This is a genomic window from Streptomyces rubellomurinus, assembly GCF_000961885.1.
Lineage (GTDB): Bacteria > Actinomycetota > Actinomycetes > Streptomycetales > Streptomycetaceae > Kitasatospora > Kitasatospora rubellomurina.
Genome location: NZ_JZKH01000028.1, coordinates 23,174 through 48,175, shown reverse-complemented (window position 1 = coordinate 48,175; position 25,002 = coordinate 23,174). Strand labels below are relative to the sequence as shown.

Annotated in this window: 25 protein-coding genes; 15 read left to right on the top strand and 10 right to left on the bottom strand. The window is 71.9% G+C overall.

The window, feature by feature from the left end; translation table 11 throughout:
- Positions 1–74: 74 nt before the first annotated feature.
- Both VM95_RS40365 and VM95_RS40360 read right to left on the bottom strand, forming a co-directional pair.
- A complete protein-coding gene (locus tag VM95_RS40365) occupies positions 75–695 on the bottom strand; it encodes a DUF4276 family protein (protein WP_078859967.1) in 621 nt (206 codons plus the stop codon).
- A gap of 7 nt (positions 696–702) precedes the next feature.
- The gene (locus VM95_RS40360) at positions 703–1,917 is read right to left on the bottom strand and encodes an AAA family ATPase (protein ID WP_078859966.1); all 1,215 of its coding nucleotides are present in this window, start codon (positions 1,915–1,917) and stop codon (positions 703–705) included.
- Between the two features lie 448 nt (positions 1,918–2,365).
- Here VM95_RS40360 and VM95_RS15770 point away from each other — a divergent pair, with 448 nt between their 5' ends.
- Entirely contained in the window at positions 2,366–2,518 is a 153-nt protein-coding gene (locus tag VM95_RS15770; protein WP_045696995.1) for a hypothetical protein, read from the top strand.
- Positions 2,519–2,682: 164 nt separating this feature from the next.
- Here VM95_RS15770 and VM95_RS15765 read toward each other — a convergent pair whose 3' ends face one another.
- Positions 2,683–3,519 carry a helix-turn-helix domain-containing protein gene (locus tag VM95_RS15765; RefSeq protein WP_045696993.1) on the bottom strand — a complete coding sequence of 279 codons (837 nt, stop codon included), beginning with the start codon at positions 3,517–3,519 and terminating at the stop codon, positions 2,683–2,685.
- Between the two features lie 102 nt (positions 3,520–3,621).
- Between VM95_RS15765 and VM95_RS15760 the strand changes: the two genes are divergently transcribed.
- Together VM95_RS15760 and VM95_RS15755 are read left to right on the top strand one after the other, a co-directional pair.
- The gene (locus tag VM95_RS15760; RefSeq protein WP_045696991.1) at positions 3,622–4,227 is read left to right on the top strand and encodes an NADPH-dependent FMN reductase; all 606 of its coding nucleotides are present in this window, start codon (positions 3,622–3,624) and stop codon (positions 4,225–4,227) included.
- A gap of 11 nt (positions 4,228–4,238) precedes the next feature.
- A complete protein-coding gene (locus VM95_RS15755; RefSeq protein WP_045696989.1) occupies positions 4,239–5,207 on the top strand; it encodes an aldo/keto reductase in 969 nt (322 codons plus the stop codon).
- A 32-nt stretch (positions 5,208–5,239) separates the two neighbouring features.
- Here VM95_RS15755 and VM95_RS15750 read toward each other — a convergent pair whose 3' ends face one another.
- A complete protein-coding gene (locus VM95_RS15750; RefSeq protein WP_045697076.1) occupies positions 5,240–5,629 on the bottom strand; it encodes a VOC family protein in 390 nt (129 codons plus the stop codon).
- Between the two features lie 128 nt (positions 5,630–5,757).
- On the opposite strand from VM95_RS15750, the gene VM95_RS15745 reads away from it, so the two are divergent.
- Positions 5,758–6,657, top strand: coding sequence for a LysR family transcriptional regulator (locus VM95_RS15745; RefSeq protein ID WP_045696987.1), 900 nt, complete (start codon positions 5,758–5,760; stop codon positions 6,655–6,657).
- Between the two features lie 8 nt (positions 6,658–6,665).
- Here VM95_RS15745 and VM95_RS15740 read toward each other — a convergent pair whose 3' ends face one another.
- The 4 genes from VM95_RS15740 to VM95_RS15725 form a co-directional block, all read right to left on the bottom strand.
- Positions 6,666–8,024, bottom strand: coding sequence for a DUF2029 domain-containing protein (locus tag VM95_RS15740; protein WP_052707390.1), 1,359 nt, complete (start codon positions 8,022–8,024; stop codon positions 6,666–6,668).
- 103 nt (positions 8,025–8,127) lie between these two features.
- The gene (locus VM95_RS42595; protein ID WP_045696985.1) at positions 8,128–8,979 is read right to left on the bottom strand and encodes a hypothetical protein; all 852 of its coding nucleotides are present in this window, start codon (positions 8,977–8,979) and stop codon (positions 8,128–8,130) included.
- Between the two features lie 223 nt (positions 8,980–9,202).
- Positions 9,203–10,588: a metallophosphoesterase gene (locus VM95_RS45200; protein WP_279616831.1), complete on the bottom strand. Its 1,386-nt coding sequence runs from the start codon at positions 10,586–10,588 to the stop codon at positions 9,203–9,205.
- A 113-nt stretch (positions 10,589–10,701) separates the two neighbouring features.
- Positions 10,702–11,859, bottom strand: a complete 1,158-nt coding sequence (locus VM95_RS15725) for a LacI family DNA-binding transcriptional regulator (RefSeq protein WP_078859964.1) — start codon at positions 11,857–11,859, stop codon at positions 10,702–10,704.
- Positions 11,860–12,207: 348 nt separating this feature from the next.
- Here VM95_RS15725 and hisC point away from each other — a divergent pair, with 348 nt between their 5' ends.
- The 7 genes from hisC (at position 12,208) to VM95_RS15690 (ending at position 19,093) form a co-directional block, all read left to right on the top strand.
- A complete protein-coding gene (gene hisC, locus VM95_RS15720; RefSeq protein ID WP_045696981.1) occupies positions 12,208–13,293 on the top strand; it encodes a histidinol-phosphate transaminase in 1,086 nt (361 codons plus the stop codon).
- Between the two features lie 293 nt (positions 13,294–13,586).
- Positions 13,587–14,990 (top strand): efflux RND transporter periplasmic adaptor subunit, encoded by a 1,404-nt coding sequence (locus VM95_RS15715; protein WP_045696979.1) that lies wholly within the window; start codon positions 13,587–13,589, stop codon positions 14,988–14,990.
- Positions 14,991–14,992: 2 nt separating this feature from the next.
- Complete coding sequence (locus VM95_RS15710; protein WP_045696977.1) at positions 14,993–15,796, top strand: ABC transporter ATP-binding protein; 804 nt, start codon at positions 14,993–14,995, stop codon at positions 15,794–15,796.
- Positions 15,793–17,010: an ABC transporter permease gene (locus tag VM95_RS15705; protein WP_045696975.1), complete on the top strand. Its 1,218-nt coding sequence runs from the start codon at positions 15,793–15,795 to the stop codon at positions 17,008–17,010. The genes VM95_RS15710 and VM95_RS15705 overlap by 4 nt, the downstream gene beginning before the upstream one ends.
- 31 nt (positions 17,011–17,041) lie before the next feature.
- A complete protein-coding gene (locus VM95_RS15700) occupies positions 17,042–17,653 on the top strand; it encodes a DUF5666 domain-containing protein (RefSeq protein WP_157882115.1) in 612 nt (203 codons plus the stop codon).
- Between the two features lie 289 nt (positions 17,654–17,942).
- Positions 17,943–18,608, top strand: a complete 666-nt coding sequence (locus VM95_RS15695) for a DUF4097 family beta strand repeat-containing protein (RefSeq protein WP_045696973.1) — start codon at positions 17,943–17,945, stop codon at positions 18,606–18,608.
- A gap of 134 nt (positions 18,609–18,742) precedes the next feature.
- Positions 18,743–19,093, top strand: coding sequence for a hypothetical protein (locus tag VM95_RS15690; protein WP_045696971.1), 351 nt, complete (start codon positions 18,743–18,745; stop codon positions 19,091–19,093).
- Between the two features lie 15 nt (positions 19,094–19,108).
- On the opposite strand, the gene VM95_RS38865 is transcribed toward VM95_RS15690, so the two are convergent.
- Both VM95_RS38865 and VM95_RS15680 read right to left on the bottom strand, forming a co-directional pair.
- Positions 19,109–19,771 (bottom strand): DUF6304 family protein, encoded by a 663-nt coding sequence (locus VM95_RS38865; protein ID WP_052707388.1) that lies wholly within the window; start codon positions 19,769–19,771, stop codon positions 19,109–19,111.
- 78 nt (positions 19,772–19,849) lie between these two features.
- Positions 19,850–20,722 carry an aminoglycoside phosphotransferase family protein gene (locus VM95_RS15680; RefSeq protein ID WP_078859960.1) on the bottom strand — a complete coding sequence of 291 codons (873 nt, stop codon included), beginning with the start codon at positions 20,720–20,722 and terminating at the stop codon, positions 19,850–19,852.
- 194 nt (positions 20,723–20,916) lie between these two features.
- On the opposite strand from VM95_RS15680, the gene VM95_RS15675 reads away from it, so the two are divergent.
- From VM95_RS15675 to VM95_RS15660, 4 genes are all read left to right on the top strand, one after another.
- Entirely contained in the window at positions 20,917–21,390 is a 474-nt protein-coding gene (locus tag VM95_RS15675) for a carboxymuconolactone decarboxylase family protein (protein WP_045696969.1), read from the top strand.
- Between the two features lie 196 nt (positions 21,391–21,586).
- Positions 21,587–22,423 (top strand): response regulator transcription factor, encoded by an 837-nt coding sequence (locus VM95_RS15670; RefSeq protein ID WP_078859958.1) that lies wholly within the window; start codon positions 21,587–21,589, stop codon positions 22,421–22,423.
- 11 nt (positions 22,424–22,434) lie between these two features.
- The gene (locus tag VM95_RS15665) at positions 22,435–24,012 is read left to right on the top strand and encodes a sensor histidine kinase (protein ID WP_045696964.1); all 1,578 of its coding nucleotides are present in this window, start codon (positions 22,435–22,437) and stop codon (positions 24,010–24,012) included.
- 137 nt (positions 24,013–24,149) lie between these two features.
- Complete coding sequence (locus tag VM95_RS15660) at positions 24,150–24,761, top strand: Uma2 family endonuclease (protein WP_045696963.1); 612 nt, start codon at positions 24,150–24,152, stop codon at positions 24,759–24,761.
- Positions 24,762–25,002: the final 241 nt, after the last annotated feature.

The following is a 25,002-nucleotide window of genomic DNA, read 5'->3' as shown; positions in this document are numbered from 1 at the left end:
GACATCCGTCAAGGAGAACGGCCTCTGCCCAATGATGGCCTACAAGACTGACTGGCAACCGACAGGCCATGCATTTAGATAAGCAATCTGAATGCATCGCAGAATTGTCGAAAGCTGGATGACCCATTGATGTCTGGCTGCATGAGCGGTCCAACTGCCCGAGCAAGCTCCATCTTCCGTAGCCCGCCGGGGAAGTATCCGTAATCCTGAAGAAGTTTTTCGAGCCTCTCCCAGGTGCCACCCTTAATCGAATCAGGCTCTCGATATTGCGATTTCTTCTCGAAGGCCTTCGGTAGTCTTGGATAGGCAGCACGGAGGGCATCTGGATCTCCGAGCATCCAGGCCTCGATCTCCTCGCAAGCAATCCTGACCTTAACGTGCCCTCCCGCAGCCGGCTCTGCACCGACGAGCATACTCAGACCGTCCACCTTGCTGACCATCTCGTTCAGCCGACTCTTCAGCGCCAAGCAGTCATCATCGTCACGATCAACGAGAATCAGAAATCTGATATTTCCAGCCGCCGCCCAGCTCCCGTATCCGGAAAGGCGCTGCGGAAGCTTTCGGAGCAAGTCATCTTTTCCCTGGAATACGCGAAGCTCGTAATCCCTACCCTGCTGCACGCCCGGAGCAATAATTGGGGCGAGCTTCTGAATCAGAGCCTCTGCGCTCGGCTCTTCGAGAAGAATTTCCAGCATCGACCCCTCACCGAGCCGACTCGGGACTCAACGGGTCTCCGTGGTTGAAGTACCCTTCCATCCAGAGATCGCCAAGCAGTGCCCCAGAGTCGACGTGGGAGCGAATGGCCTGGCTGTCCGAAGCGCGAAACGCCTTCGTGTATCCGGTTTGATCGCGATAGAGAACTCGAAGCTCATTCGGCCTAATGCCATTTACAAGAAATGGCGAGTGGGTAGAAACGAATACCTGGCCCCGCTCAGCGGCGGCCCGGCATTCTTCAGCCAGCTCCACCAGGAGTCGAGGGTGCAGATGATTCTCGGGCTCTTCGATTCCGATTAGGCTAGGTGGCTCCGGATCATACAGCGCAATCAGATAGGAAAGCATCTTCAATGTACCGTCAGATGCCCATCGCGACTGCACGGGATCGGCAAATGGCGCGTCTTTCACCTGCAGAAGAAGCCTGCCGTCATCCAGCGGGCGCGTTTTTACTTCCTGCAGCTGAGGCACGCGGGCAGCGAGGATTCGGAGAATCTCCTTGAGGCGTTCCGGATGTTGCTCATCCAGGTATTGCATCACATTGGGAAGATTGTCACCGGTCCTCGAAAGTCGCTCTTGGGGTCCCGACTCAGGGGTGCCGCGTGCATCATCAGCGGAGATGTATGAGAGGTACCACCCCGTAATGAATCGCCGGAGAGCATTGACACGAGGGTGTGCGGCCAGCTGACCCAGGGTGCTAACCGCGAGAAGGTCTGGGGAAGTCAATCTTTCCGGGACTCGCCTGTCTTGTTCTTCCGGGGTCTCGCCGGCGATGACTGTCCCCTCGCCGTACTTGAAGTCAAGAAACGTGTACGGCTTCCCATACTGCTTTCCTCGGCGCCACTTCAGCGACTCCGATGCAACCACGGGACCTTTAGCCCCATCTTCGATCGCAAGGTGATAAGTGATCGGCGTCAGACCTGGCTCGCGATACTTGATTTCGAACTCGACGGCCCCCGATGAGCCGCGTGACCTAATTTCCCGCCCACGTCCACGGCGGTCCCACGCGCGACGGAGCCCGTCATCGAAGCATTCCGCCAGAAAAGCGAATACATCAAATAGGGTGGACTTTCCACTGCCGTTTGGCCCAGCGAATACAGTTAGAGGAGTGATCTCCGACAGCTCCAAGTCGCGGAGGACGCGGTAGTTGCGCACCCGCAGGCTCTCGATCCGGGCCAGTCCATGCTGGGCGGTGGTAGCTGCCATCGATGAGTTCCATTCGCCAGAGAGACGGCTGGTTCGGTTGTTGGAGGCCTCGTCTTGACTGAGAGCTTCAGTCGAGGCCGAGGCGGACCGCACTCACTCTAGTCAGCTTCCGACGAGCACGGTGATGGTTCCGAGTGTGGCAGGCAGGTCGGGTCACTTATGGCCGGGAGAGGCTCTCTGCCAAGGCTGTTCTGGACCAATGGAGTTGGAGGGCCGTGGTGCGCGCCCACCGGAGGGCCCAGCCCCAGGTCCCTGTCACCGTAGGTGCGCGGCGAGCGGCCGGTACATGCCGATGCCCTGGAGCACCAGGCACAACGTCTCGACCCGCGCGGTCAGTGACAACTTGGGTCCGTGGACATGTAGCTGGCGGTCGATGCGGCGCACCGATCGATGGAGGAAACGCGCGTGGGCAGCCACATATGCAGGCTTCAGACAGAAGTTCTGCTCGATGAAGATCTCCCAGAAGATCCGCGACGAGCACGGCGACGGCTCCACCGCCGTCACCACCGACTTCGACGCCGAGGCGCTGGCCGGCATGCAGGCCAAGTCGGAGGAGTTCGCCGCGCAGGGCAACCGCGTCTACCTGCCGCTGGCCGACTGACGGTCCGATGACGGAGCGCCGCCCCGAGGCGATCGGGGCGGCGCTCCGGCGTTCCCGGGCCGGGGATATCGGGAATTCACGTGTTTCCGTCCGCTGCTGCCCGGACTACCGGCCTGCCCAAGGCTGTCCCGGCCGCCTCGGCCGCCGCGGTTCGCGTGGGGGCGTCAGGAGATGGCGCGCAGCCGCTGCGGGGCGGGGTGGCGGAGCCGGTCGAGGGCCTGCTCGGTCGCCTCGTCGGCCGGCAGGTAGACGGTCAACTGCTGGGCTTCGGCGGCGAGTTCCATGGTCTCGCGGTGGAGCCTGAGCCGGTCGCCCGAGGGGTGGTCGAGGCGCAGGACGCCGCGGCGCGGGACGGTGTGCCGGTTGAGGCGGGCGGTGAAGTCGGGGCCGGCGACGGGGGCGAGCTCGGTGGTGAGCCACTCGGAGTTCTCGACGGACGGGCCGAGCCAGAGGTCGAAGGCCTGCTCGTCGGCGACGTCGTCCCAGTCGGGGAAGAGCGTCCGGGCGGCCGGGTCGGTGAAGACGTAGCGGGTCAGGTTCGGGGCGTCGGTGTCGAGCAGACCGGCGGCGCCGAGGGTGAGTTCGTAGCCGCTGGTGCGGGCGAGGACGTCGCCGAGCCGGTTGGTGACGGCGGCGATGCCGGGTTCGAGCAGGCGCAGCGTCGCGAGGACGGTCGGGCGGACGTCGCGGCGCGGGGGTGCGGGCCGGGTGCGGCCGGCGCACTCGCCGCCGGTGATCTTGGCGAGGTAGCGCAGGTGGGTGCGTTCGGCGGGGGCGAGACTGAGGGCGTCCGCGAGGGCGTTGACGATCGGCGTCGAGGGGTTGCGGTCGCGGCCCTGCTCGATGCGGGTCAGGTACTCGACGCTGATGCCGGCCCGGGCGGCGAGGTCGGAGCGCCGCAGGCCGGGCGAGCGGCGGCGGCCGTGGTCGGGCAGGCCCAGCGCCTCCGGCTGGATGCTGTCGCGCTTGGCCCGGACGAAGTCCCCCAGTGGTGTCCCCATGGGCAGCAGCGTACGGCGCGCGGCGGAGCTCAGCCTGGCCCTGCGGGGGCCAGCCTGAGCGCGGCCTGGTTGCGGCGGCGGGCCGGGCGAAGAGTGGTGGCCATGGAGAACACGGAGCACGACACGCACAAGCTGGTGATCATCGTCGGAAGCGTCCGGGACGGCCGGTTCGGCCCGGTGGTGTCCTCGTGGGTGGCCGAACAGGCCACCGCCCACGGCGGGTTCGAGGTGGAGGTGGTCGACCTCGCGGAGGTGGAGCTGCCGCTGGCCCTGCCGGCGTCCTCGCCGAAGTTCGCGGGCGACGGCTACCCCCGCCCGGCCGGGATGGCGCGGCTGACCGAGGCCCTGGAGGGCGCGGACGCCTTCCTGATCGTCACCCCCGAGTACAACCACAGCTACCCGGCCTCGCTGAAGGCCGCCATCGACTGGCACTTCACCCAGTGGACGGCCAAGCCGGTGGCCTTCGTCAGCTACGGCGGCGCGGCCGGCGGCCGGCACGCGGTGCTGCACCTGGAGAACGTGCTGACCGAGCTGCACGCGGTGACCATCCGGGACGGCCTGGCCTTCCCGAACTACTTCACCGCCTGGCAGGACGGCAGCCCGCTGGACCCCGCGGCGGCCGGCTACGCCACGACCCTGCTGGACCAACTCTTCTGGTGGGCTGGTGCCTTGAAGAACGCCAAGGCCGTCGCGCCGTACCCGGCGTGAGGGCGGCGACGATGGAGTACGGGAAGCTCGGCGGCACGGACCTGACGGTCAGCCGGATCGCGCTCGGCTGCATGGGGTTCGGCGACCCGGCGCACGGGCACAACCCCTGGTCCCTCGGCGAGGAGGCCGCGGCGCCGCTGTTCCGCAGGGCCGTCGAGCTGGGCATCACGCTGTGGGACACCGCCAACGTGTACGGCGGCGGCACCTCGGAGGAGATCGTCGGCCGGGCCGTCCGGAGGTACACCCGGCGCGAGGACGTGGTCGTCGCCACCAAGGTCGGCCTCCCGATGCACGACGGCCCGGGCGGCTCGGGGCTGTCCCGGCGGGCGGTGCTCGACCAGGTGGACGCCTCGCTGCGGCGCCTCGGCACCGACTACATCGACCTCTACCAGATCCACCGGTTCGACCCGGGCACTCCGGTGGAGGAGACGGTGGCGGCCCTGCAGGAGGCGGTGGCGGCGGGGAAGGTCCGCCACCTCGGCGCCTCCTCCATGTGGGCGTGGCAGTTCGCGAAGCTGCAGGACGTCGCGCGGCGGCTGGGCGGGCCGGGCTTCGTGTCGATGCAGAACCAGTACAGCCTGGTGCAGCGCGAGGACGAGCGGGAGATGTTCCCGCTGCTCGCGGACCAGGGCGTCGCCAGCCTGCCCTGGTGCCCGCTCGCCTCGGGGCGCCTGGCCCGTCCGTACGGGCAGGGCACCGAGCGCTCGGCGAGCGATCCGGTCGGGCGGCGCTTCTTCGAGGGCGTCGACCGTCCGATCGTCGACGCCGTCCAGCGGGTCGCGGCCCGGCGCGGCCTGCCGATGGCACGGGTGGCCCTGGCCTGGGTGCTCGGCAACCCGACCGTCGCCGCCCCCGTCATCGGCGCGACGCGGCCCGCCCACCTGGACGACGCGGCCGCCGCCCTCGCCGTCCGCCTCGACGCCGACGAGACCGGGGCCCTGGAGGCCGGCTACACACCCCGCCGCCCGACCGGCTTCTGAGCCGGGGGCGCGGCTGCCCGAGCTGTAGTACCTCAGGCGCTCGGCACGTCCTGGGGGTACCAGCGGAGTTCGACGGTGTTGCCGTCCGGGTCCTGGACGTACAGGGAGGTGGCGGTGCCGCGGGCGCCGTAGCGGGGGCCGGGGCCGTCGAGGACGGTGAAGACGCCGGAGTCGACGACCTCCTGCCAGTCGAGGGGTTCGACGGTGAGGCAGATGTGGTCGACGTTGGACTCGTGCCGGGGGCGGTGGAACAGGTCGATGATGGTGCCGGCGTTGACCCGGACGGAGGGGAAGGAGACCTGGCCGGCCCGCCACTCGTCGACCCGGACGGGCTCCAGGCCGAGCAGGCCGGTGTAGAAGTCCAGGGACCGCTCGATGTCGGCGACGTTGAGGACGAGGTGGTCGAGGGCGATGACGCGCATGGTGGCCGGCTCCACGGGTGAGGGGGCGGTGCGGTGACGGGTTCCACGATGCTCCGTCCCGGGGCGGGCTTCAACGGTGGATCACCGTACGATCGTTGAGCTGGATTCAACGGTCGAGGGGGCGGCGGATGCTGGAACGGTTGGAGATCGAGGTCTTCCTGGCCCTGGCCGAGGAGTTGCACTTCGGCCGGACGGCCGAGCGGCTGCACCTGACCACCGGGCGGGTCAGCCAGCTGGTGAAGCAACTGGAACGCCGGATCGGCGGGCCGCTGTTCGAGCGCACCAGCCGCTCGGTGCGGCTCACGCCGGTGGGGGCGCGGCTGGTGGAGGACCTGACGCCGGTGGTGGCCGCGATGGAGGCGGCGGTGCGCCGGGCGGTGGACGCCAGCCGGGGAGTGTCGGGCGGGCTGCGGGTGGCGTTCCTCGGCGAGCAGACCGCGCCGGTGCTGCTGCGCGCGGTGGCGCTGTTCGGCGCGCGGCACCCGGACTGCCGGGTGGACGTGCGCGAGGTGCAGCTGACCGACTCCCGGGCGAGCCTGCTGGACGGCACGGTGGACGTTTTGATCGCCTCGTACCCCTTCGGCGGGATGGAGTGCGGGCCGGTGCTGCTCACCGAGCGGCGGGTGCTGGCGGTGGCGGCGGACCACCCGCTGGCCGGGCGGGAGTCGGTGTCGCTGGAGGTGCTGGCCGACCACCCCGTGGTGCAGTACCCGGCGCAGACCTCGGTCGGCTTCAAGCGCGACCGCACCCCGGACCGCACCCCGTCCGGCCGGCCGGTGCCGAAGGGCCCGGCCGGGCGGACGTTCTCCGAGATGCTCAGCCTGGTGGCGCTGGGCCGGGGCGTGCTCCCGGTCGGCGAGCACTCCCGCCGCTACTACCCGCGCCCGGACGTCGCGTACGTGCCGATCCACGACGCGCCGCCGATCGAGCGCGGCCCGGTCTGGCTGCCGGGCAACGGGACGGCGCGGGTGCGGGAGTTCGTCCGGGCCGCGGCGGAGGCGGCCGCCGCGGCCCGGACGACGCCCTGAGCCGGGGCTCAGGAGGACAGCAGCTGCGGTTCCGGCTCGCGCGGCGCGTCGTCGGAGGAGCGGACCGGGCCCAAGGGGCCCTGGCCGGTGCTCCGGTGGCGGTACTCCAGGGCGGTCACGACCAGGACGGCGACGGCGGCGACGCCCATCGAGGCGGCCACCAGCTGCCACACGGGCGTGGACCACTGGTACTCCTCGGCCAGCATCGACGCGTACGTCTTCGGCCGCAGGAACGGCAGGTAGCTGGCGAAGGACGCGGTCTGCACCAGGATCGGGACGAACCAGAGCCGGCGCGGCAGGTAGAAGGCCGCGACCAGGCTGAGCACGTCCGCGAGGTAGAAGTAGCGGTCGTGCATGGCCGGCAGCAGGAACGGCACCGTGATCGCCGAGGAGAGGGCGGTCAGCAGGACCTGGTTCTGGGTGAGGGTGGGCCGGGCGGCGCCGCTGCGCAGGGCCCGCCGCCCGGTGCGGGAGAACAGGGCCAGTGCCATCAGGGCGCACACCACAGCGCCGGCGATCAGGACGCCGGTGCCGCGCATCGCCTCGACCTGGTGCGGGTCGGCCGGCGTCTTGACGAACTGGTACACCGAGGGCGCGTCGAGCGCGAGCTTCTGCGCGTACGAGTCGGCCTGCCGGGTGTAGACGGTGAGCAGCTTGCCGGGGTCGGCGCCGACCAGGAACGCGGGGACGTCCAGGGCCAGGAAGACCGCCGGGACGGCGAGCAGGCTGCGCCACAGCACGCGCCGGGTGACGAGCATGACCAGCAGGAACGGGAAGACGAAGACGGTCTGGAGCTTGAACGCGAGGGCGAGGCCGAGCATCGTGCAGGCCCACCACGGGTGGCGGGTGAGCACGAAGTAGACGGCGCCCAGCACGAAGGAGGTGTAGATCGCGTCGGCCTGGGCCCACCATCCGCTGTTCACCGCGACGGTCGGCAGCAGCAGGGAGAGCAGCGCGGCCGCGAACGGCTGCCAGGCGTCGCGGCGGGGGTAGCGCAGCGCGACGATCCGGAACACGAAGAAGGCCTGGAGCAGGTCGAAGGCGATGGAGATCGCCTTGATCCCGACGAGCGCCGATCCCGGGAGGTAGGTGAGCGCGGCCAGCAGGTACAGGTAGGGGACGTTGTAGTCCGCGAAGCCGGTGTCCTTGAGGGCGCGGAAGCCGCCCTTGTGCTCGATGGTCCGGTACCAGCGGTGCAGGAAGTACCCGAAGTCCAGCGACTGCCAGTGCAGCATGAGGTACCGCACGAGCAGCGCGACCGCTCCGATGCCGACGGCGAGCGCGATCCGGACCGCCGGTCTGGCGAGCGGTGGTAGCGGTATCGGCTCGCTCTCGGTGCTTTCGGGGCGTGCGGTTGTGCCCGTCATGTGGCCTCCGTGGAAAGGTCGGGACGCGACCCTTCGGCGGCCCCCCATGGCTACCGCACATTTAATCCGATCTGTGGAGAGATCTTGATGCCGGGGAGGAGATTCAACCGACCTCGTCGGGCCCGGTGAAGTCCGGGCTGGTGTAGGACGGGCCGGTGAAGCTCGGGCCGGTGAAGTCCGGCCCGGTGAAGTCCCGCCCGGTCGCGTCCGGGCCGGTGAAGGACGGCGATTCGTACCCGGGGCTGCTGAAGTGCGGCGTCGGCCGGGCGTCCGCGTCGCCCCCGCCGTCCGCGCCGTCGCCGCCCGGTCCGCCGGGGACGGCCGGCAGGGCGGCGTGCAGGTACGGGAGCAGGCCGCGGTCGCGCAGCGCGGTGCGCCATTCCCGGCGGGCGTCCGCCAGTTCGGCGACGAGCTCGCGGTCGGTGCCGGCCGGGGCGGTGGCGCCGTCGCGCAGGGCGGTGAGCACCAGCCCGGTGACGCCCACCGCCATCGCGGCGACGCCCGCGGCGAGGGCGACCCAGCCGGCGGTGGCGAGGGAGCGGCCGAGGGCGAGCGTGGAGTCGGCGGCGCGCAGCAGGCAGCCGAGCAGCAGCAGGGCGATGCCGGCGGCCCAGGCGAGGATCGGGGTGAGCACGGTGAGGACGGGGAACAGCCCGGCGCCGCCGCCTCCGGTGCGCAGCTGGGCGAGCAGGCCGGGGGCGGTGGGCTCGGTGCCGGCCTCCGGCGGGGGCGTGTGGTGCAGGCTGTCGCGCAGCGCGGTGTAGTGGGCGTACTCGGTGGCCGCCGCGGCGGCTATCCGGTCGGCGTCGCGCAGGGCGAGGACGCGGAGCTGGGCGGTGGTGAGGGCGCCGGGGGCGCGCAGGGCGGTGAGGACGGTGCGGTCGCGCAGGGCTTCGCCGAGCAGGCGCTCGTAGTCGGGGCGGTCCTCGGCGAGCAGTGGCGGGGGGTTGGACATGGGGACCCCGTTCGGGCAGACCCCGGCCGGCGTCGGGAGGCGCGGGGGCCCCGGGGCGCCGGTGCGGGCACGGAGGCGGGCCCTGGACGGGCGGGCCGGGTGTGACGTGCCTCATGGTAGGGGCGGCCGTGGCCGGGCTGACAGTCGGTTTCCGGAATTTCGCGCCCCGGGCCGCGCGCGTGCGGCGGCCCGGGCGCCGGGAACAACCGTTCGAGAGTGGAAGTCAGTTGACGGGGAGTCGGGCGATCAGCAGGCGCCCCTCCATGGTGACGCCGCCGTCCATGGCGACGGCCAGGTCGTCCGCGTACACGTACGGCCCGGGGATGTGCGGCGGCTGCCCGTCGTCGTTGTGCACCGCGCCGGTGAGGTACGGGATGGGGCTGTGCCCGTGCACGATCCGGCTGCCGCCGTAGGTGCCGAGGAGCTCGTGGACGGCCATCGGCCCGGCGTCGCCGCGGAAGGCGAAGCGCTTGGTGAAGCGGCGGAAGCAGTCCCACCACTCGTCGACGCCGCTGTCCAGCAGCAGGGTGTGCACGGCGTCGTTGACGTCCGGGATGGACTCGCCGTACTCCAGGTACGCGGTGGTGTCGGAGTGCAGCAGCAGGTGGTCGTCCTCCAGCGCGATGGCCGGCAGCCGGGACAGCCAGCTGATGTGGTGCGCCTCCAGGCGGTCGAGGTCGTTCTGCTGGCCGCCGTTGAGCCGCCAGGCGGCGAGGAAGGAGGCGGTGCCGGCGGTGGACTGCACCGGCTCGTCGCCGTACTTGGCGGCGCCCAGGAAGAGGAGCTCGTGGTTGCCCATCAGGGCGCGGCAGTAGCCGCCGGCGGCGGCGGCCTCGGCGGCGAGCTGCATGACGAGGTCGATGACGCCGATGCCGTCCGGGCCGCGGTCGGTGAAGTCGCCGAGGAACCAGAGCCGGGCGCGGCCGGCGGACCAGTGGCCGTCCGCGTCGATGATGCCCTGGTGGCGCAGCTCGGCGCGGAGCTCCTCCAGGTAGCCGTGGACGTCGCCGACGACGTACACCGGGCCCGGGGGCTCGTCGGGGCCGGGGGCCGGGTACGGGTAGGTGGGCGCGGCGGGGTCCTGCAGCGGCGGGCCGAGCTCGATGGTCGGCGGGTCGTCGCGGTCGGTCGGGCCGGAGTGCTCGGCCGTCCCCGGGTGCTCGGCCGGGCCGGGGTGCTCGGCCGGGGCGGGGTGTTCGGGCTGCTCGGCGGGGAGCTGGAGGGCGGGGGAGGGCTGGTCCGGGAGGGTGGGCTCGTAGCCCTCGTCGTACCCCTCGTCGTAGCCGCGGTGCTGCCCGTGGTCGGAGAAGGCGACGGCGTGCGACTGGGCGTGGACGGTGTGGCCCTGGCCGTGCCCGTCGGCGGGCCAGTGCTGTTCGAGGTAGCGGGCGCCGCCGTAGCCGCTGTAGGTCTCCGCGTCGTACGACTCGTACGTGCCGGGAGCGCCGGCCCCGCCCGGACCGCCCGGACCGCCCTGGGCGTCGTACGCGTGGCCGGCGGCGTGGTCCGGCTCGTAGTAGGTGCCGTACGGCAGCACATCGAGGTCCGGCTGGTGGCGGGGGCCTGAGGCGGGGTGTTCAGGCCCGGGGAAGCGGTCCTCGGGTGTCATTCGCCCATCATAGGAAGACCACTCTCCCGGCGTCGTCACCTGGTGGGTATCCAATCCTCCGGAGCGTCAGCCGGGCGTCCCGCTAGGTCCGTTTTGTCCCGACTCGTTATGGTCTAGACCTCGCCGGGGGGCCGGGGAGGGCTGACGGTGGTGCGCGGACTCCGGCGCTGGGAGGACGCGCGGACGATCAGTTCGGTGGGCATCAGGGTGCCCGGCGGCGGGCCGGTCCCGGCGGTGCGGAAGCGCGGCGGGAAGAGCCGGGCGATGTCCACGCCGGTGCCCGAGTCGACGCCCTCGATCGCGTCGATGAGCAGGTTGACGACGGTGGTGCCGATCCGGCGCGGCTTCAACGAGAGCGTGGTGATCGGCGGTTCGGTGGCCGCGTAGACGTCGCTCTCGCTGCAGCAGACCAGCAGCAGGTCGTCCGGCACCCGCAGGCCGTAGCGGCGGGCGGCGGCCAGCAGGTCGGTGCCGTTGGGGTCGAACAGGCCGTAGACGGCGTCCGGCCGGTCGGGGCGGGCGAGCAGCCGGTCGGCGGCGACGGCGCCCGCGGCCGGGTCGTGCGCCGGGTACGCCTCGTACACCGGCTCCTGGCCGACCTTGGCGCACCAGCCGAGGTAGGCCTCGGTGGAGAGCCGGGTGTAGGTGTCGGTGCTGGTGCCGGTGAGCAGGCCGATCCGGCGGGCGCCGGCCTCGGAGAGGTGGTCCAGGATGCCGAGCACGGCGGCCTCGTGGTCGTTGTCGACCCAGGCGGTGACCGGGCAGTTGCCCGGCTTGCCGTCGCTCACCACCGGGACGCCGGACCGGTACAGCTCGCTGACCAGCGGGTCCTGGTCGGGCGGGTCGATCACGACCGTGCCGTCCAGGGCGATGTTGCCCCAGACGTCGTGCCGGGAGGAGGCGGGCAGCACCACCAGCGCGTAGCCGCGGCCCAGGGCGGCGCTGGTGGCGGCCCGGGCCATCTCGGCGAAGTACGCGAACTCGGTGAAGGTGAAGGGCTCTTCGCCGTAGGTCGTGACGGTCAGCCCGATCAGGCCGGACCGCCCGGTGCGCAGGGTGCGGGCGGCCGCCGAGGGGCGGTAGCCGAGGCGCTCGGCGACCTCGCGCACCCGGCTGCGGGTCTCGTCGGGCAGGCGGCCCTTTCCGTTCAGCGCATCGGAGACGGTGGTGATCGACACTCCGGCGGCTGCTGCCACATCCCGGATGCCGGCCCGCTCCAGACGCCGTGAGGTGGTGGGACGCCGACCGCTCTGGTTGGCTGCTGCTGTCATGGCGGACCGATCGTATGGCTCCTGACAAGGGTCTGTGACCGGCGCATCGGGGGCACTCGAAGATACGTTTCTCCGCTAGTGAGCCGGGGTGCGCCCCTTCGATACCCGCCCACAACCAGGGCTCTTACCTCTGACATGTGCCGAAGGAACCGGGCAGAATGGCTGATCTGCACCTGTAAGCCGACCGGGCATCTCACTCCTACGGGTGAGGGCGGTCGGTATCGTGCAAAGCACCCGACCGGGGTGGTCCGGAGCGCGTTCCGGAGCCCGCGGCACAGCGGCGACCCCGACCGTGCCACGGCGGGCGGAACGAATGACGCGACCGGAGAGACACGAAGGAGTACGACCGTGAGCAGTGGTACGTCAGCGCAGGGCCCGCGGCTGCGGCCGACCCTCGACGGCATCCCCACCTACAAGCCCGGCAAGCCCGCCGGCGCCGACGCCTACAAGCTGTCCTCGAACGAGAACCCGTACGAGCCGCTCCCCGGCGTGCTCGAGGCGGCCGTCGCGGCGGCCGGCTCCTTCAACCGCTACCCCGACATGGGCGTGAGCGAGCTGGCGCGGGTGCTGTCCGAGCGCTTCGGCGTGCCCGTCGAGCACATCGCCACCGGCACCGGCTCGGTCGGCGTCGCGCAGTCGCTCATCCTCGCCACCGCCGGCCCGGGCGACGAGGTGATCTTCGCCTGGCGCTCCTTCGAGGCCTACCCGATCATCACCCAGGTCGCCGGCGCGACGCCGGTCATGGTGCCGCTGACGGCCGGGGGCGACCACGACCTCGACGCGATGCTCGCGGCGATCAACGAGAAGACCCGGCTGGTCTTCGTCTGCAACCCCAACAACCCGACCGGCAACGTGATCCACCGCGCCGAGCTGGAGCGCTTCCTGGACGCCGTCCCCGGCGACGTCCTGGTCGTCATCGACGAGGCGTACATCGAGTTCATCCGGGACGCCGAGGTGCCCAACGGCATCGACCTGTACCGGGACCGTCCGAACGTGTGCGTGCTGCGCACCTTCTCGAAGGCGTACGGCCTCGCGGGCCTGCGGGTCGGCTTCGCCGTCGCGCACGAGCCGGTGGCCGCCGCGCTGCGCAAGACCGCGGTGCCGTTCGGCGTCACCCAGCTCGCGCAGAACGCCGCCGTCGCCTCGCTGCGCAGCGAGGAGGCGCTGCTGGAGCGCGTCGAGGCGCTGGTCGAGGAGCGCGGCCGGGTCGTCGCCGGGCTGCGGGCGCAGGGCTGGGAGATCCCGGACTCGCAGGCCAACTTCGTGTGGCTCGGGCTCGGCGAGCGCTCGGCGGACTTCGCGGCGCGGTGCGGCGAGGCCGGCGTGATCGTCCGGCCGTTCCCGGAGGGCGTGCGGGTGTCGATCGGGGAGGCCGAGGGCAACTCGATCTTCCTGTCGGTGGCGGAGGCGTTCCGCAAGGAGATCAGCGGCTGAGGCCTGCTGGCTGCTTTCCGTTCCGCAGGGGCGCGCTCCGTTGGGGGTGCGCCCCTGCGGCGTGTTCGGGCGGGCCGGGGCCGGGCTTCTGACGGCGGGCGGATGAGGATGTGCTCCCGGATGGGCGGGGATCGCTGGGAGGAGCCTGGGAGTTCGGCCAAGGGCTGCCCAGGCCCCGGCCAAGGCGCCCGCGCGACGGAGGTGGTTCGGGCGGAATGCCCGGATCCTGTCGGTCAGACTTCTCCCAGCCGGCGCCCAGGACCGTGCAAGAGCACCCGGCGAAGCTGTCCGCCATGAAGGTGCTCCCACGGCGGCGAGGCGCCGTCCTCGTCAACTCCGCGCTCGGCGTGGCCCTGCTGGGCGGCGCCGTCCTCGCGTACACGGCGGTCAACGGCAGCGGTGGGACGGCCGCGGCCAAGTCCGCGCCCCGGACCGCGACCGTCTCCAAGGGGACGGTCCTGGCCACCGTCTCCGGAACCGGCACCCTGGTCTCGCCCAGCGACGCGGCCCAGGACTTCGCCACCGGCGGTCGGCTCACGGCCGTCAAGGTCGCGGTGGGTGACGCGGTCAAGAAGGGGCAGGTGCTGGCGACCGTCGACACCACGGCGGCCCAGCAGCAGGTGGACGCCGCCCAGGCGGCCCTCACCACGGCCAACGCCAACCTCACCAAGGCGCAGGCCGGGGTCACCACGACGACCACCGAGCCGCTGCCCCAGGCCTCCGCCGCGTCGCCGGCACCCTCGGGTGCGGCCGCGGGCGGGGGCGGTCGCGGTGCGGGCGGGAGCAGCGCGCCCGCCCCGCAGACCACCACCATCACCACCACCAAGGTCGACGACGCGGCCGTCGCGCAGGCCCAGCAGCAGGTCGCCACCGCGCAGACCAACCTCACCAACGCCCAGAACGCGCTGGCCGGCACCACCCTGACCGCGACCGCGGACGGCACGGTCGCCTCGGTCTCGGCGAAGGTCGGGGACACGGTCGGGGCCACCGGCTCCGGCTCCTCGGCCGCGTCGTCCTCCTCGTCCAAGTCGGCCGGTGCGAGCGCGGTTTCCGGCTCGCCCAGCGGCTTCATCGTGCTGACCAACCCGACCGGGATGCAGGTCGCCGCCAACTTCTCCGAACTGGACTCGCTCAAGCTGAAGAAGGGCGAGGCGGCCTCCGTCACCCTGAACGCGCAGTCCGACACCAAGCTCAACGCGACCGTCCTGTCCGTCAGTTCGCTGCCGTCCGGCGGCTCGGGCGGCGGCGCGGCGGGCGGCTCCGCCGTCCAGTACGCGGCCACGCTGCAGATCGGCGGCGACACCGGCACGCTGCGCACCGGCCTCAGCGCGACCGTCCAGGTGATCACCGGCGAGGCGGACAACGCGCTCTCGCTGCCGACCTCGGCGCTGTCCGGGACGGGCGCCAGCCGGACCGCGACCGTGGTCCACCCGGACGGCAGCACCGAGCGGGTCACCGTCGGGGTCGGCGTCGAGGGCGACAGCACCGTGCAGGTCGTCTCCGGGCTCAAGGAGGGCGACAAGGTCGAACTCCCCAGCACCAGCGGCGGCAACGGCTTCCCGAACGCCTCCTTCCCGGGCTTCGGTGGCGGCCAGGGCGGTCGGGGCGGCAGCGGCGGTGCCGTGGGCATCCCGGGCGGCTCCGGCGGCTCCGGCGGTGGCGGCGCCGGTGGCTCCGGCCGGGGCGGCAAGGGCTGAGCATGCGTCACGTCATCGACAAGCGCGTCCCCGCGCACCCCGTGCCGGTGATCCGGATCAGCCGGCTCACCAAGTCGTACGGGCACGGCGACGCCACCGTGCACGCCCTGCGCGGCCCGTCCCGGCCCGGGACCGACGAGCCGGAGGGCGTCAGCCTGGACATCGAACAGGGCGACTACGTCGCGGTGATGGGCAGTTCGGGCTCCGGCAAGTCCACCCTGATGAACATCCTCGGCTGCCTGGACGTCCCGACCTCCGGCCGCTACCTGCTGGACGGCATCGACGTCGGCCACCTCGACGAGCAGCAGCTCTCGCTGGTCCGCAACCGCAAGATCGGCTTCGTCTTCCAGTCCTTCAACCTGGTGCCCCGCACCACCGCCCTCGCCCAGGTCGAGCTGCCGCTCGCCTACGCGGGCGTGCGCGCCGCCGAGCGCCGGCGGCGGGCGATGGCCGCGCTGTCGCTGGTCGGGCTCGGCGAGCGGGCCGGGCACAAGCCCAACCAGCTCTCCGGCGGCCAGCAGCAGCGCGTCGCGGTGGCCCGCGCGCTGGTCACGGCGCCTGCGCTGCTGCTCGCCGACGAACCGACCGGGAACCTGGACAGCCGCTCCACGGAGGAGGTGCTGGCCCTGATCGACGGGCTCAACGCCACCGGCCGTACGGTCGTGCTGATCACCCACGAGGACGAGGTCGCGCGGCACGCCAAGCGGGTGCTGCGGCTGGTCGACGGGCAGATCGTGAGCGACGTCCGGCAGGCGCCGGTGGACGGGCCCCCGCCCGTCCTGTCCCCGGCGGGGGTGATGGCGTGATCCTCTGGCAGACGCTCCGCTTCGCGGCCGGCGGCCTGATCGCCAACAAGGTGCGCTCGGCGCTCACCATGCTGGGGGTGCTGATCGGTGTGGCCTCGGTGATCCTGCTGCTGGCGGTGGGCAACGGCTCGTCCCAGGCGGTGAAGGAGTCGATCACCTCGCTCGGGACCAACTCGCTGACGGTCAGCACTGGTTCGGCCTTCGGCGGCGCGCGTTCGGTGGCCTCGGGCTCGGTGAAGAAGCTGACCGTGGCCGATGCGAAGGCGCTGGCGAGCGACGGCGACTCGGCGGCGATCCGGTCGGTGGCGCCCGTGGTGACGACGAGCACGACGGCGCTGTACGGGAACATCTCGTACAGCCCGGGGTCGGTCGTCGGGACGTACCCGGCGTACTTCGAGACCGCCAACCAGAAGGTCGCGCACGGCGACTACTTCACGGACGACGACGTGCTCGGCTCGCGCAAGGTCGCGGTGCTCGGCGCGACGACGGCCAAGCAGCTGTTCGACGCCGAGGACCCGGTCGGGAAGAAGATCGTGCTCGGCGGGACTCCGTTCACGGTGGTGGGCGTGCTCCAGGCCAAGGGCGGCAGCGGGTTCACCGACCCCGACGACGTGGTGATCGCGCCGCTGCCGACCGTGCAGAACGCGTTCACCGGCTTCGGGGCGGTCAACCAGATCCTGGTGCAGGCCTCGTCGGCGGACACGACGACGGCCGCGCAGTCCGAGATCACCCGGGTGCTGCTCGGGACGCACGCGATCGCCGACCCGGCCAAGGCGGACTTCCGGATCACCAACCAGGCGTCGCTGCTGACGGCCCGGGAGAGCACGACGAAGACGTTCACCGTGCTGCTGGGCGCGGTCGCGGCGATCTCGCTGCTGGTCGGCGGGATCGGGATCACCAACATCATGCTGGTGACGGTGACGGAGCGGACGCGTGAGATCGGCATCCGCAAGGCGCTGGGTGCGCCCCGGGCGGTGATCCTCGGGCAGTTCCTCACCGAGTCGACGCTGCTGTCGGTGATCGGCGCGGGGTTGGGCGTGGCGGCCGGGATCGCCGGCTCGCACTTCAGCATCGTCGGCATCAAGCCGGTGGTGATCCCCGAATCGGTGCTCGGTGCGTTCGGGATCGCCGTCGCCATCGGGCTGTTCTTCGGCAGCTACCCCGCCAACCGGGCCGCCTCGCTGCGGCCGATCGACGCCCTCCGGCACGAGTAGGAGCACTGTCTCGATGAGTTCGATGAGCTCGATGAATCACGATGATCAGGTCGCGCTCCTCGCCACGCCGCCGGACGCCCGGGACGTGAGCGCGGAGCTGGCGGCGCCGCCGCGCCGGAAGCTGCCGTGGCTGAGCCTGGTGCTGGCGGGCGGCGTGATCGCCACCGGGGCGTTCGCGGGCGGGGTCTGGTACCAGCAGGGGCAGGGCGGGTCGGGCGGGAAGTCCTCCGCTCGGGCTGCTGCCCCTGCCGCCGGCCCGGCGGCGGGCGGCTACGGCCAGGGCGGCGGGCGGCGCGGCGGGCAGGGCCAGGGCCAGGGTCAGGGTCAGGGCCAGGGCGGTTCCCAGCCCGGGTTCGCGCGCGGCACCGTCAAGGCGGTGGACGGCTCGACCGTGTACCTCACCGATTCGAACGGCAACACCATCAAGGTCACCACCGGCGACGCGACGAAGGTCCAGCTCAACAAGGACGGCAAGGTCGCGGACCTGCTGCCCGGCCAGAGCGTGACCGTCGTCGGCACCCCCGACGCCAACGGTGGCTACACCGCCAGCCAGCTCGTCGAAGGCGCCGCGACGGGCGGCTTCGGCGGCGGCTTCGGAGGCGGTGGCTTCGGAGGAGGCAACCGGAACCCGTCCGGCGGCTGACCCGGAGCCGACGGACGCCCGCGAGGCCCTCGCCCTGGGACGGGCGAGGGCCTTCGCGTGTCCCGCGCCGGGCGGTGCGTTCAGTTGCAGTTCATTGCAACGAATCCCGTGCTTCGTTGCGTTAGGCGGCAGGCTGGCTGCAACGATTTCCCTGCTGTGAACTGCAGTTAAGGCATTTCTTGGCAAGGAAGTCGTTGCCTGACTCGCGAACGCAACGTAGCTTTTCCTCTGTCGGAAACGACGGGCCGAAACAAGGGAGGCCCGCCGGAGACCACAGGGAGAGACCACGATGTACACCTTCGCCACCACCGCCCCGATCGCCGCCGTCCTCGACGTCCCCGCCGCCCAGATCCGGTTCATCGCCGCCGACCGGGCCGACACCGTGGTCGAGGTCCGTCCCGCGAACCCGGCCAAGTCCCGTGACGTGAAGGCCGCCGAGCAGTTGCAGGTCAGCTACGACAACGGGGTCCTGCGGATCGAGGCGCCGGCCGCGAACAACAGCCTGCTCGGCAACTCCGGGACCACCGAGATCACCGTCCAGCTGCCCGCCGGCTCGACCGTCGAGGGCAAGGCCGCCGACGCGGAGCTGCGGGGCGTCGGGCGGCTGGGCGACGTCACCTTCGAGGCCGCCCGCGCCACCGTCAAGCTCGACGAGAGCGCGGCGACCCGCCTGACCCTCCAGGCCGGTGACGTCACCCTTGGCCGCCTGACCGGCCCCGCTCAGCTCAGCACCCAGCAGGGCGACCTGACCATCGCCGAGGCGGCCCGGGGCCCGATCGTCCTGCGCACCGAGTCCGGGAACATCGCCGTCACCGCCGCCCGGGGGGTCTCCGCCACCCTCGACGCGGGCACCGCCTACGGCCGGGTCGCCAACTCGCTCGTCAACACCGGCACCGCCGTCGTGGCCATCCGCGCCACCACCTCCTACGGCGACATCACCGCCCGCAGCCTCTGAACACCGCCCGGGGAGCAGGCGCACCGTGGGGGGTGGGCCTGGACCCACCCCGGGTGTGGGGCTGGACCCGTGTTGCCCATCTCCCCTGCTCCGTAGCGTCGTTGTCGTCAGCCCGAGACCGAGGAGAACGGCACATGACGACGACCACCAGCTTCGACGCCCGGGCCACCGTGCGGAAGTGCACCACCCTGTTCGGTGCGATCAGCGCCATTGTGCTCGGGACGGTCGCCGTGCTGGCGGCCCTCGGCCACGGGACCACGCCGTTCATGTGGATCCGCGCCGCCCTCTTCCTCGCGGCCGCCCCGTACCTCCACCGCCTAGAGGGCCGCTCCACCGACCGGCTGCGGACCCTGGCCACCGTCATGCCGATCGCCATCATCGGTGTGGACCTCGTCCCCGGGCTCTGCCCCGCCTGGTACGCCGTCCTCCAGGGGCTCTCCGCGCTGCCGCTGGCCGCCGTCGCGGTGATCGTGCGCAGGCGCTGAGGGCCGCCGGGAGCGTCAGCCCCGGTAGCCGGTTCCGGGGACGCGCGGCTCGAACTCCCCGCACAGGTACGTCTCCGGGACGAGCTCCGTCAGTGGCACCGGCCAGTACTCGGCCTTGCGCGTGACCGCGAGGTACTGCTCCCTGGCACCGCGGTGGCAGCGGATTCCCATGAGGCCCTTCCCGGCCGGCGAGTAGTCGGAGAGGAGGCAGGTGACGCAGCTGCGCAGCCGCAGGCCGTCCGGCAGGGCGGCCGCGAGTTCGAGCAGGCCGTTCTCGAAGTCCTCGGCCTCCGTCTCGACGGTCTTCCCCCCGATCACGATCGACAGCCGGAGCGGGGTTTCGGACGGCGCCGACGCGTCCTCGCGCAGGTCGAGGGTGAACCGGATCGTCGACAGCGGGTGATCTCCGGGGCGCTCCACGGTGCAGGGGAGGTCGCCGGAGAGGACGCAGGTCTCCAGGTGGCCGTAAGCGTCGAGCCGGAGCCCGGCCGCGGCGGCGGCGTGCGCGTCGACCGGCTTCAGGACGTCGAAGTCCGACCCTCGGACGTCGGCGCCGCGGATCGTGGCGCGGACCTCGTAGCTCGGCCCCCACCTGGTGGCCGCCGGTACGAACCGCCAGGTGAGCTCCTCCGCGCCCTGGTCGTCGGTGAAGCTGCCGGGGAATGACTGCGGGATCATCGCCCACCTCCGCAGGGATGGTCCCGCAGACCGCACCGCGTCGGGAAGGGGAAGGGGACGAGGAAAGGGCGGGAGGTGTCAGGGAACGGCCGTCCAGTGCCAGGGGCGGGGGCCCCGTTCGCCGCGGAGGCAGGCGAGGCGGTGGTGGGCTTCGGGGGCGGCGTGCTGGAAGGCGAACAGGGTGAGGCGCAGTTCGCGGATGTCGCGCAGGGTGGGGTAGCCGGGCCAGGCGGTGACGTCGGTGCCGTAGGCGGCGCAGAAGGCGGGGTAGGACGGCGAGCCGAAGGTGTCGCGTTCGACGGCGACGGCGGTGAGGTCCCATTCGGGTGGGCCGAGCGCGGTGCGTTCGAAGTCGAGCAGGTAGGCCGTGTCGGCGGTGACGGCGACGTTGCCGCCCCAGGCGTCGCCGTGGACGACGGCGGTCGGCAGGCCGGGCGGGAGGTCGGCCCAGGCGGTGCGGAGGGCGGCGAGGCGTTCGCGGAGCCAGCGGCGGTCGGACGGTCGCAGGGTTGACGCTCCGTCAAGTCGCTGGGGCAGGCGGACGAACGGGTCGAGCGGGGCCAGGGGCGGCCAGGGGGCCGGGAGCCGGTGGAGCCGGAGCAGGAGCGGCGCGAGGTCGGCCGGCGTTCCGGCGGTGTGCGGCGGGAGTTCGTGCCAGAAGGTGACCGGGTGGTCGTCGACGGCGCACGGCTGGTCGACGGTGTCGAGCGGTCGGACGGCCGGGACGCCGCGCGCGTGCAGCCAGCGGGCGACGGCCAACTCGCGCCCGGCGGCCACCAGTTGCCCGGCCCGGCCGATGCGGGCGACGACGCCGCCCGGCAGTCGCCACAGCGCGTTCTCGCCGTGCCGGATCGGCTCGGCGCCCGCGGCCGGGAGGCCGACCCGCGCGCACGCCCGCAGGAGCAGGGCGCAGGAGGCGGCCGCTGCCGCGGTCGTCGCCGAGTCCGCCATGGCGCCCCTCCCTCACCCCGTTCTGCAGGCTAGCCCGGCGCCCGGGCGGCGGGCGGGTGGCGCAGGTCACACCGGGGGCTTGTCACAGTCGGGTGCGCTGTCCCGTCCTCCTGGGCAGCAACGCCGGCAGCGGCAGCAACGCCGGAAGCGGCAGCAACGCAGCAACTGAGAAACACCGACCCCGGGAGTACGCGATGGAAGCCCGACTCAGCCCCTACACCAGCCCGATCATGTCCAAGGTCTTCAAGCACCTCAGCGCGGCGAGCCGCCTGCTGCGGGAGGAGTCGACGCTGCCGGTCGCGACGCAGGAGCTGGTGCTGCTGCGCGTCAGCCAGATCAACGGCTGCGGCTTCTGCGTCGACATGCACTTCAAGGACGCCGTGCACGAGGGCGAGGAGCCGACCCGGCTGAACCTGGTCGCGGCCTGGCGGGAGGCGACGGTGTTCACCGACGCCGAGCGCGCCGCCCTGGAGCTGGCCGAGCACGGCACCCGGCTCGCGGACGGCGCCGGGGTCGCCGACGAGGTGTGGGAGAACGCCGCGAAGCACTACGACGAGGAGCAGCTGGCGGCGCTGGTCTGCCTGATCTCGCTGATCAACGCCTTCAACCGGGGCAACGTCCTCACCCGCCAGCCCGCGGGCGGCTACCAGGTCGGGCAGTTCCGGTGAGCGGCTGAGCGGCGGGGACAGGCCGCGGTGGCCGGGGAGGACAGGGGACTCCCCGGCCACCGCCGGTTCCGGGTGGGGAGATCCGGTGCGCACACCACCGAACCGGTCCCCGCAGGCGCATCGTCGAAAAACCGACCGATAAGGTGTTAATCCAACATTCATCCATGCCGCATAGCCTCCGGGGGCTAGCCTCATCATGAACGTCATCGTCCGACCGGGAGGCGAAACCCCCGTGCAAGGCACTGTCACCACACCAAGCGGCTCCGCGGTGGCCGGGAGCCAGGGCGAGGCGTTCCTGCTCATCGTCGACGACGAACCGAACATCCGCGAACTGCTCTCCGCCTCGCTGCGCTTCTCCGGCTTCCGGGTCGCCTCCGCGGCCAGCGGCACCGAGGCGCTCGACCTCATCGCCGTCGAGCGGCCCGACCTCGTCGTGCTCGACGTGATGCTGCCCGACCTCGACGGCTTCACCGTCGTCGAGCGGCTGCGCGAGCGCACCAGCCGCGGCCGGATCGGCGGCACCGGGCACGGCCACGGGCACGGCCACCCCGGCGACCACCTGCCGGTGCTGTTCCTCACCGCCAAGGACGGCGTGGGCGACAAGGTGCAGGGCCTCGCCGCCGGCGCCGACGACTACGTCACCAAGCCGTTCAGCCTGGAAGAACTGATCGCCCGGATCAGGGCCATCCTGCGCCGCTCCGGCGGCCCGGCCGAGGACGGCCGGCTGGTCGTCGCCGACCTCGCCCTCGACCCGATCGCCCACGAGGTCACCCGCGCCGGCACGCCCGTCGCGCTCTCCCCGACCGAGTTCAAGCTGCTGCACTACCTGATGTCCAACGTCGGCCGGGTGGTCTCCAAGTCGCAGATCCTCGACCACGTCTGGGCCTACGACTTCGGCGGCGACCTCTCCATCGTCGAGTCGTACATCTCCTACCTGCGCCGCAAGCTCGACTCCGGCCCCGCCCACGGCCCCAAGCTGATCCACACCGTGCGCGGCATCGGCTACGCGCTGCGCCGCCCCGCGCAGCACTGACGGTCCGACCCGTGCTCGCCCGCTTCACCTCCCGGCTGTCCCTGCGCGCCCGGCTGCTGGTGCTCGCCCTGGTGCTGGTCACCACCGGGCTGGTGGTCAGCGACGCCGTGGTGCTCGGCGCCGTCCGGGTGCAGCTGGTCGAGCAGCTCGACGAGCAACTCCAGCGGTACGGGCCGCTGCTGTCCCGCCGGCCCCCCAACCTGCCGGTGCCGCCCGCGCCCGGGCGGCCCGCCGTCACCGGCAAGCGGCTCAGCCTGCCCAGCCAGTACCTGGTGCAGTACCTGTCCTCGGACGGCAAGGTGCAGGGCACGATGCGCCAGCCGGTCTCCGACACCGACCCGGCGCCGCAGCTCGCCGGCCTCGACCCCCGCCGGACCGTCGCCGACGTCCCCTTCGACCTGCCCGACCAGGCCCGGAGCCACCACAGCTGGCGGGTGCTGGTGCTGCCGCTCCAGGCCCCGCGCCAGCCGACCGACAAGCAGCCGGCCGACAAACAGCCGACCGACAAGCAGCCGACCGAGAAGGCGCCGCCGGGGAAGGACCAGCCCGCCGGTCAGGGCCCGTTCGCCTCCCCGGCGAACGCCCCGACGTACGTGATGGTGGCCGTCTCCCGCGAGGACATCGACGCCACCCTCGGCGGCCTGCGCACCTCCTTCCTGGCCATCGGCGGCTCGGTGCTGGCGCTGATCACCGCCCTCGGCTTCTTCGCCGTCCGGACCGGACTGCGGCCGCTGCGCCGGATCGAGGCGGGCGCGGCGCGGATCGCGTCGGGTGAACTGTCGCACCGGATGCCGGAGCTGCCGCCCGGCACCGAGGTCGGGCGGATGTCCGTCGCGCTCAACGGCATGCTCGACCAGATCGAGACGGCCTTCGCCGCCCGCGCCGAGTCCGAGGCCCGGATGCGGCGGTTCGTCGCCGACGCCTCGCACGAGCTGCGCACCCCGCTCGCCGGGATCCGCGGCTTCGCCGAGCTGTACCGGATGGGCGCGCTGCCCACCGACGAGGACGTCCGCCGGACGATGACCCGGATCGAGAGCGAGGCCGTCCGGATGGGCGGCCTGGTCGAGGACCTGCTGGTGCTCGCCCGGCTCGACGAGGAACGCCCGCTCGACCTCGCCCCGATGGACCTGCGCACCCTCGCCGCGGACGCCCTGCACGACCTCACCGCCCTCGATCCGAGCCGGCCCGTCGCGCTCACCGGCCCGGACGGCACCGGCGCGCCCGGCGCGGCGCCCGTCCTCGGCGACGAGGCGCGGCTGCGGCAGGTCGTCACCAACCTGGTCGGCAACGCGGTCAAGCACACCCCGGCCGGCACCCCCGTGCGGATCGGCGTCGGCGCCGGCCCGGACGGCGTCTGCCTGCTGGAGGTCGCCGACTCCGGGCCCGGCCTCACCGAGGACCAGGCCCGCCGGGCCTTCGACCGCTTCTACCGCGTCGACGCCTCACGCAGCCGCGACAACGGCGGCGGCGCCGGCCTCGGCCTCGCCATCGCCACCGCCCTCACCCGCGCCCACGGCGGCGCCCTCACCCTGACCACCTCCCCGGGCCAGGGCGCCACCTTCCGCGTCGAACTCCCCACGAACGCCTGACGCGTCCGCTAAACCCCACGATCGAGTGAACTCGTCGCCGTTCACTCGGTCAGCCCCTCGGTCGCGTGCGACCGTGCTGCCGTTGCTTGTGCAGCCCCGCGCAGGCTGATCACACTGGACGGGAAAGAGGTGTCCCAATGAGCGTGCTCGTCGTCGAGGAGACCGTCGTGAACCTGGACCAGATGCTGTGGCAGACGTGGAAGTCCATGGATGTGCCCGAGGGCTTCCGCGCGGAGATCATCGAGGGGACGATCACGTTGTCACCCACCGGCGGGAACCGCCACTTCGGCATCAATCGACGGCTCGGCAGGGCCCTTTACGACCACTTGCATGGCACTGGCTACGGGCCCGCACAGGACGGCAACGTCATCGCTGGTCTCAAGGTGCTGATTCCGGACGTGTTCGTGGCTCCCGATGAAATCGATGAGATCGAGCACCCCGAGGGTGTGGGGTTGCTGGCCTCCGGTGTCGCCCTGGTCGTCGAAACCGTCTCGCCGGGGGCCGAGGCCAGGAAGCGCGACCACGTCCTCAAGCACCGCGCCTACGCCGCCGCCGGCATCCCGGTCTACGTGATCATCGACGACTACGACGACGGCGGGGCCGTCACGATCCTCACCGGCCCCGACACCCAGCGCCGTGCCTACGCCTCCTCGACCCGGGTCCCGTACGGCAAGGAGGCCGTGATCCCCGAGGGCCCCGCCAAGGGTTTCGCGATCGGTCCCGAGATCACCGGCGAGCGGCGCGACTGACTCGTCCTGGCCTCCGTTACCACGCCCCGCTCGTCGATGCGAGCGGGGCGTGGTGCTGTCAAGGGACGGTTCGGACAAGGGGGCGACGTGGGGGTGCGTTGTCGGGGCCGTACGGGCGGGCGCAGACTGTGCGGAGTGTGACGTTCCGGTACGCCGCGTCAACCCCACCCCACCTGCGGTTCCTGCGTAAGGATGATGGATACTGGGGCTTGTGAACGTGTTCACGTTCACAAGCGGACAA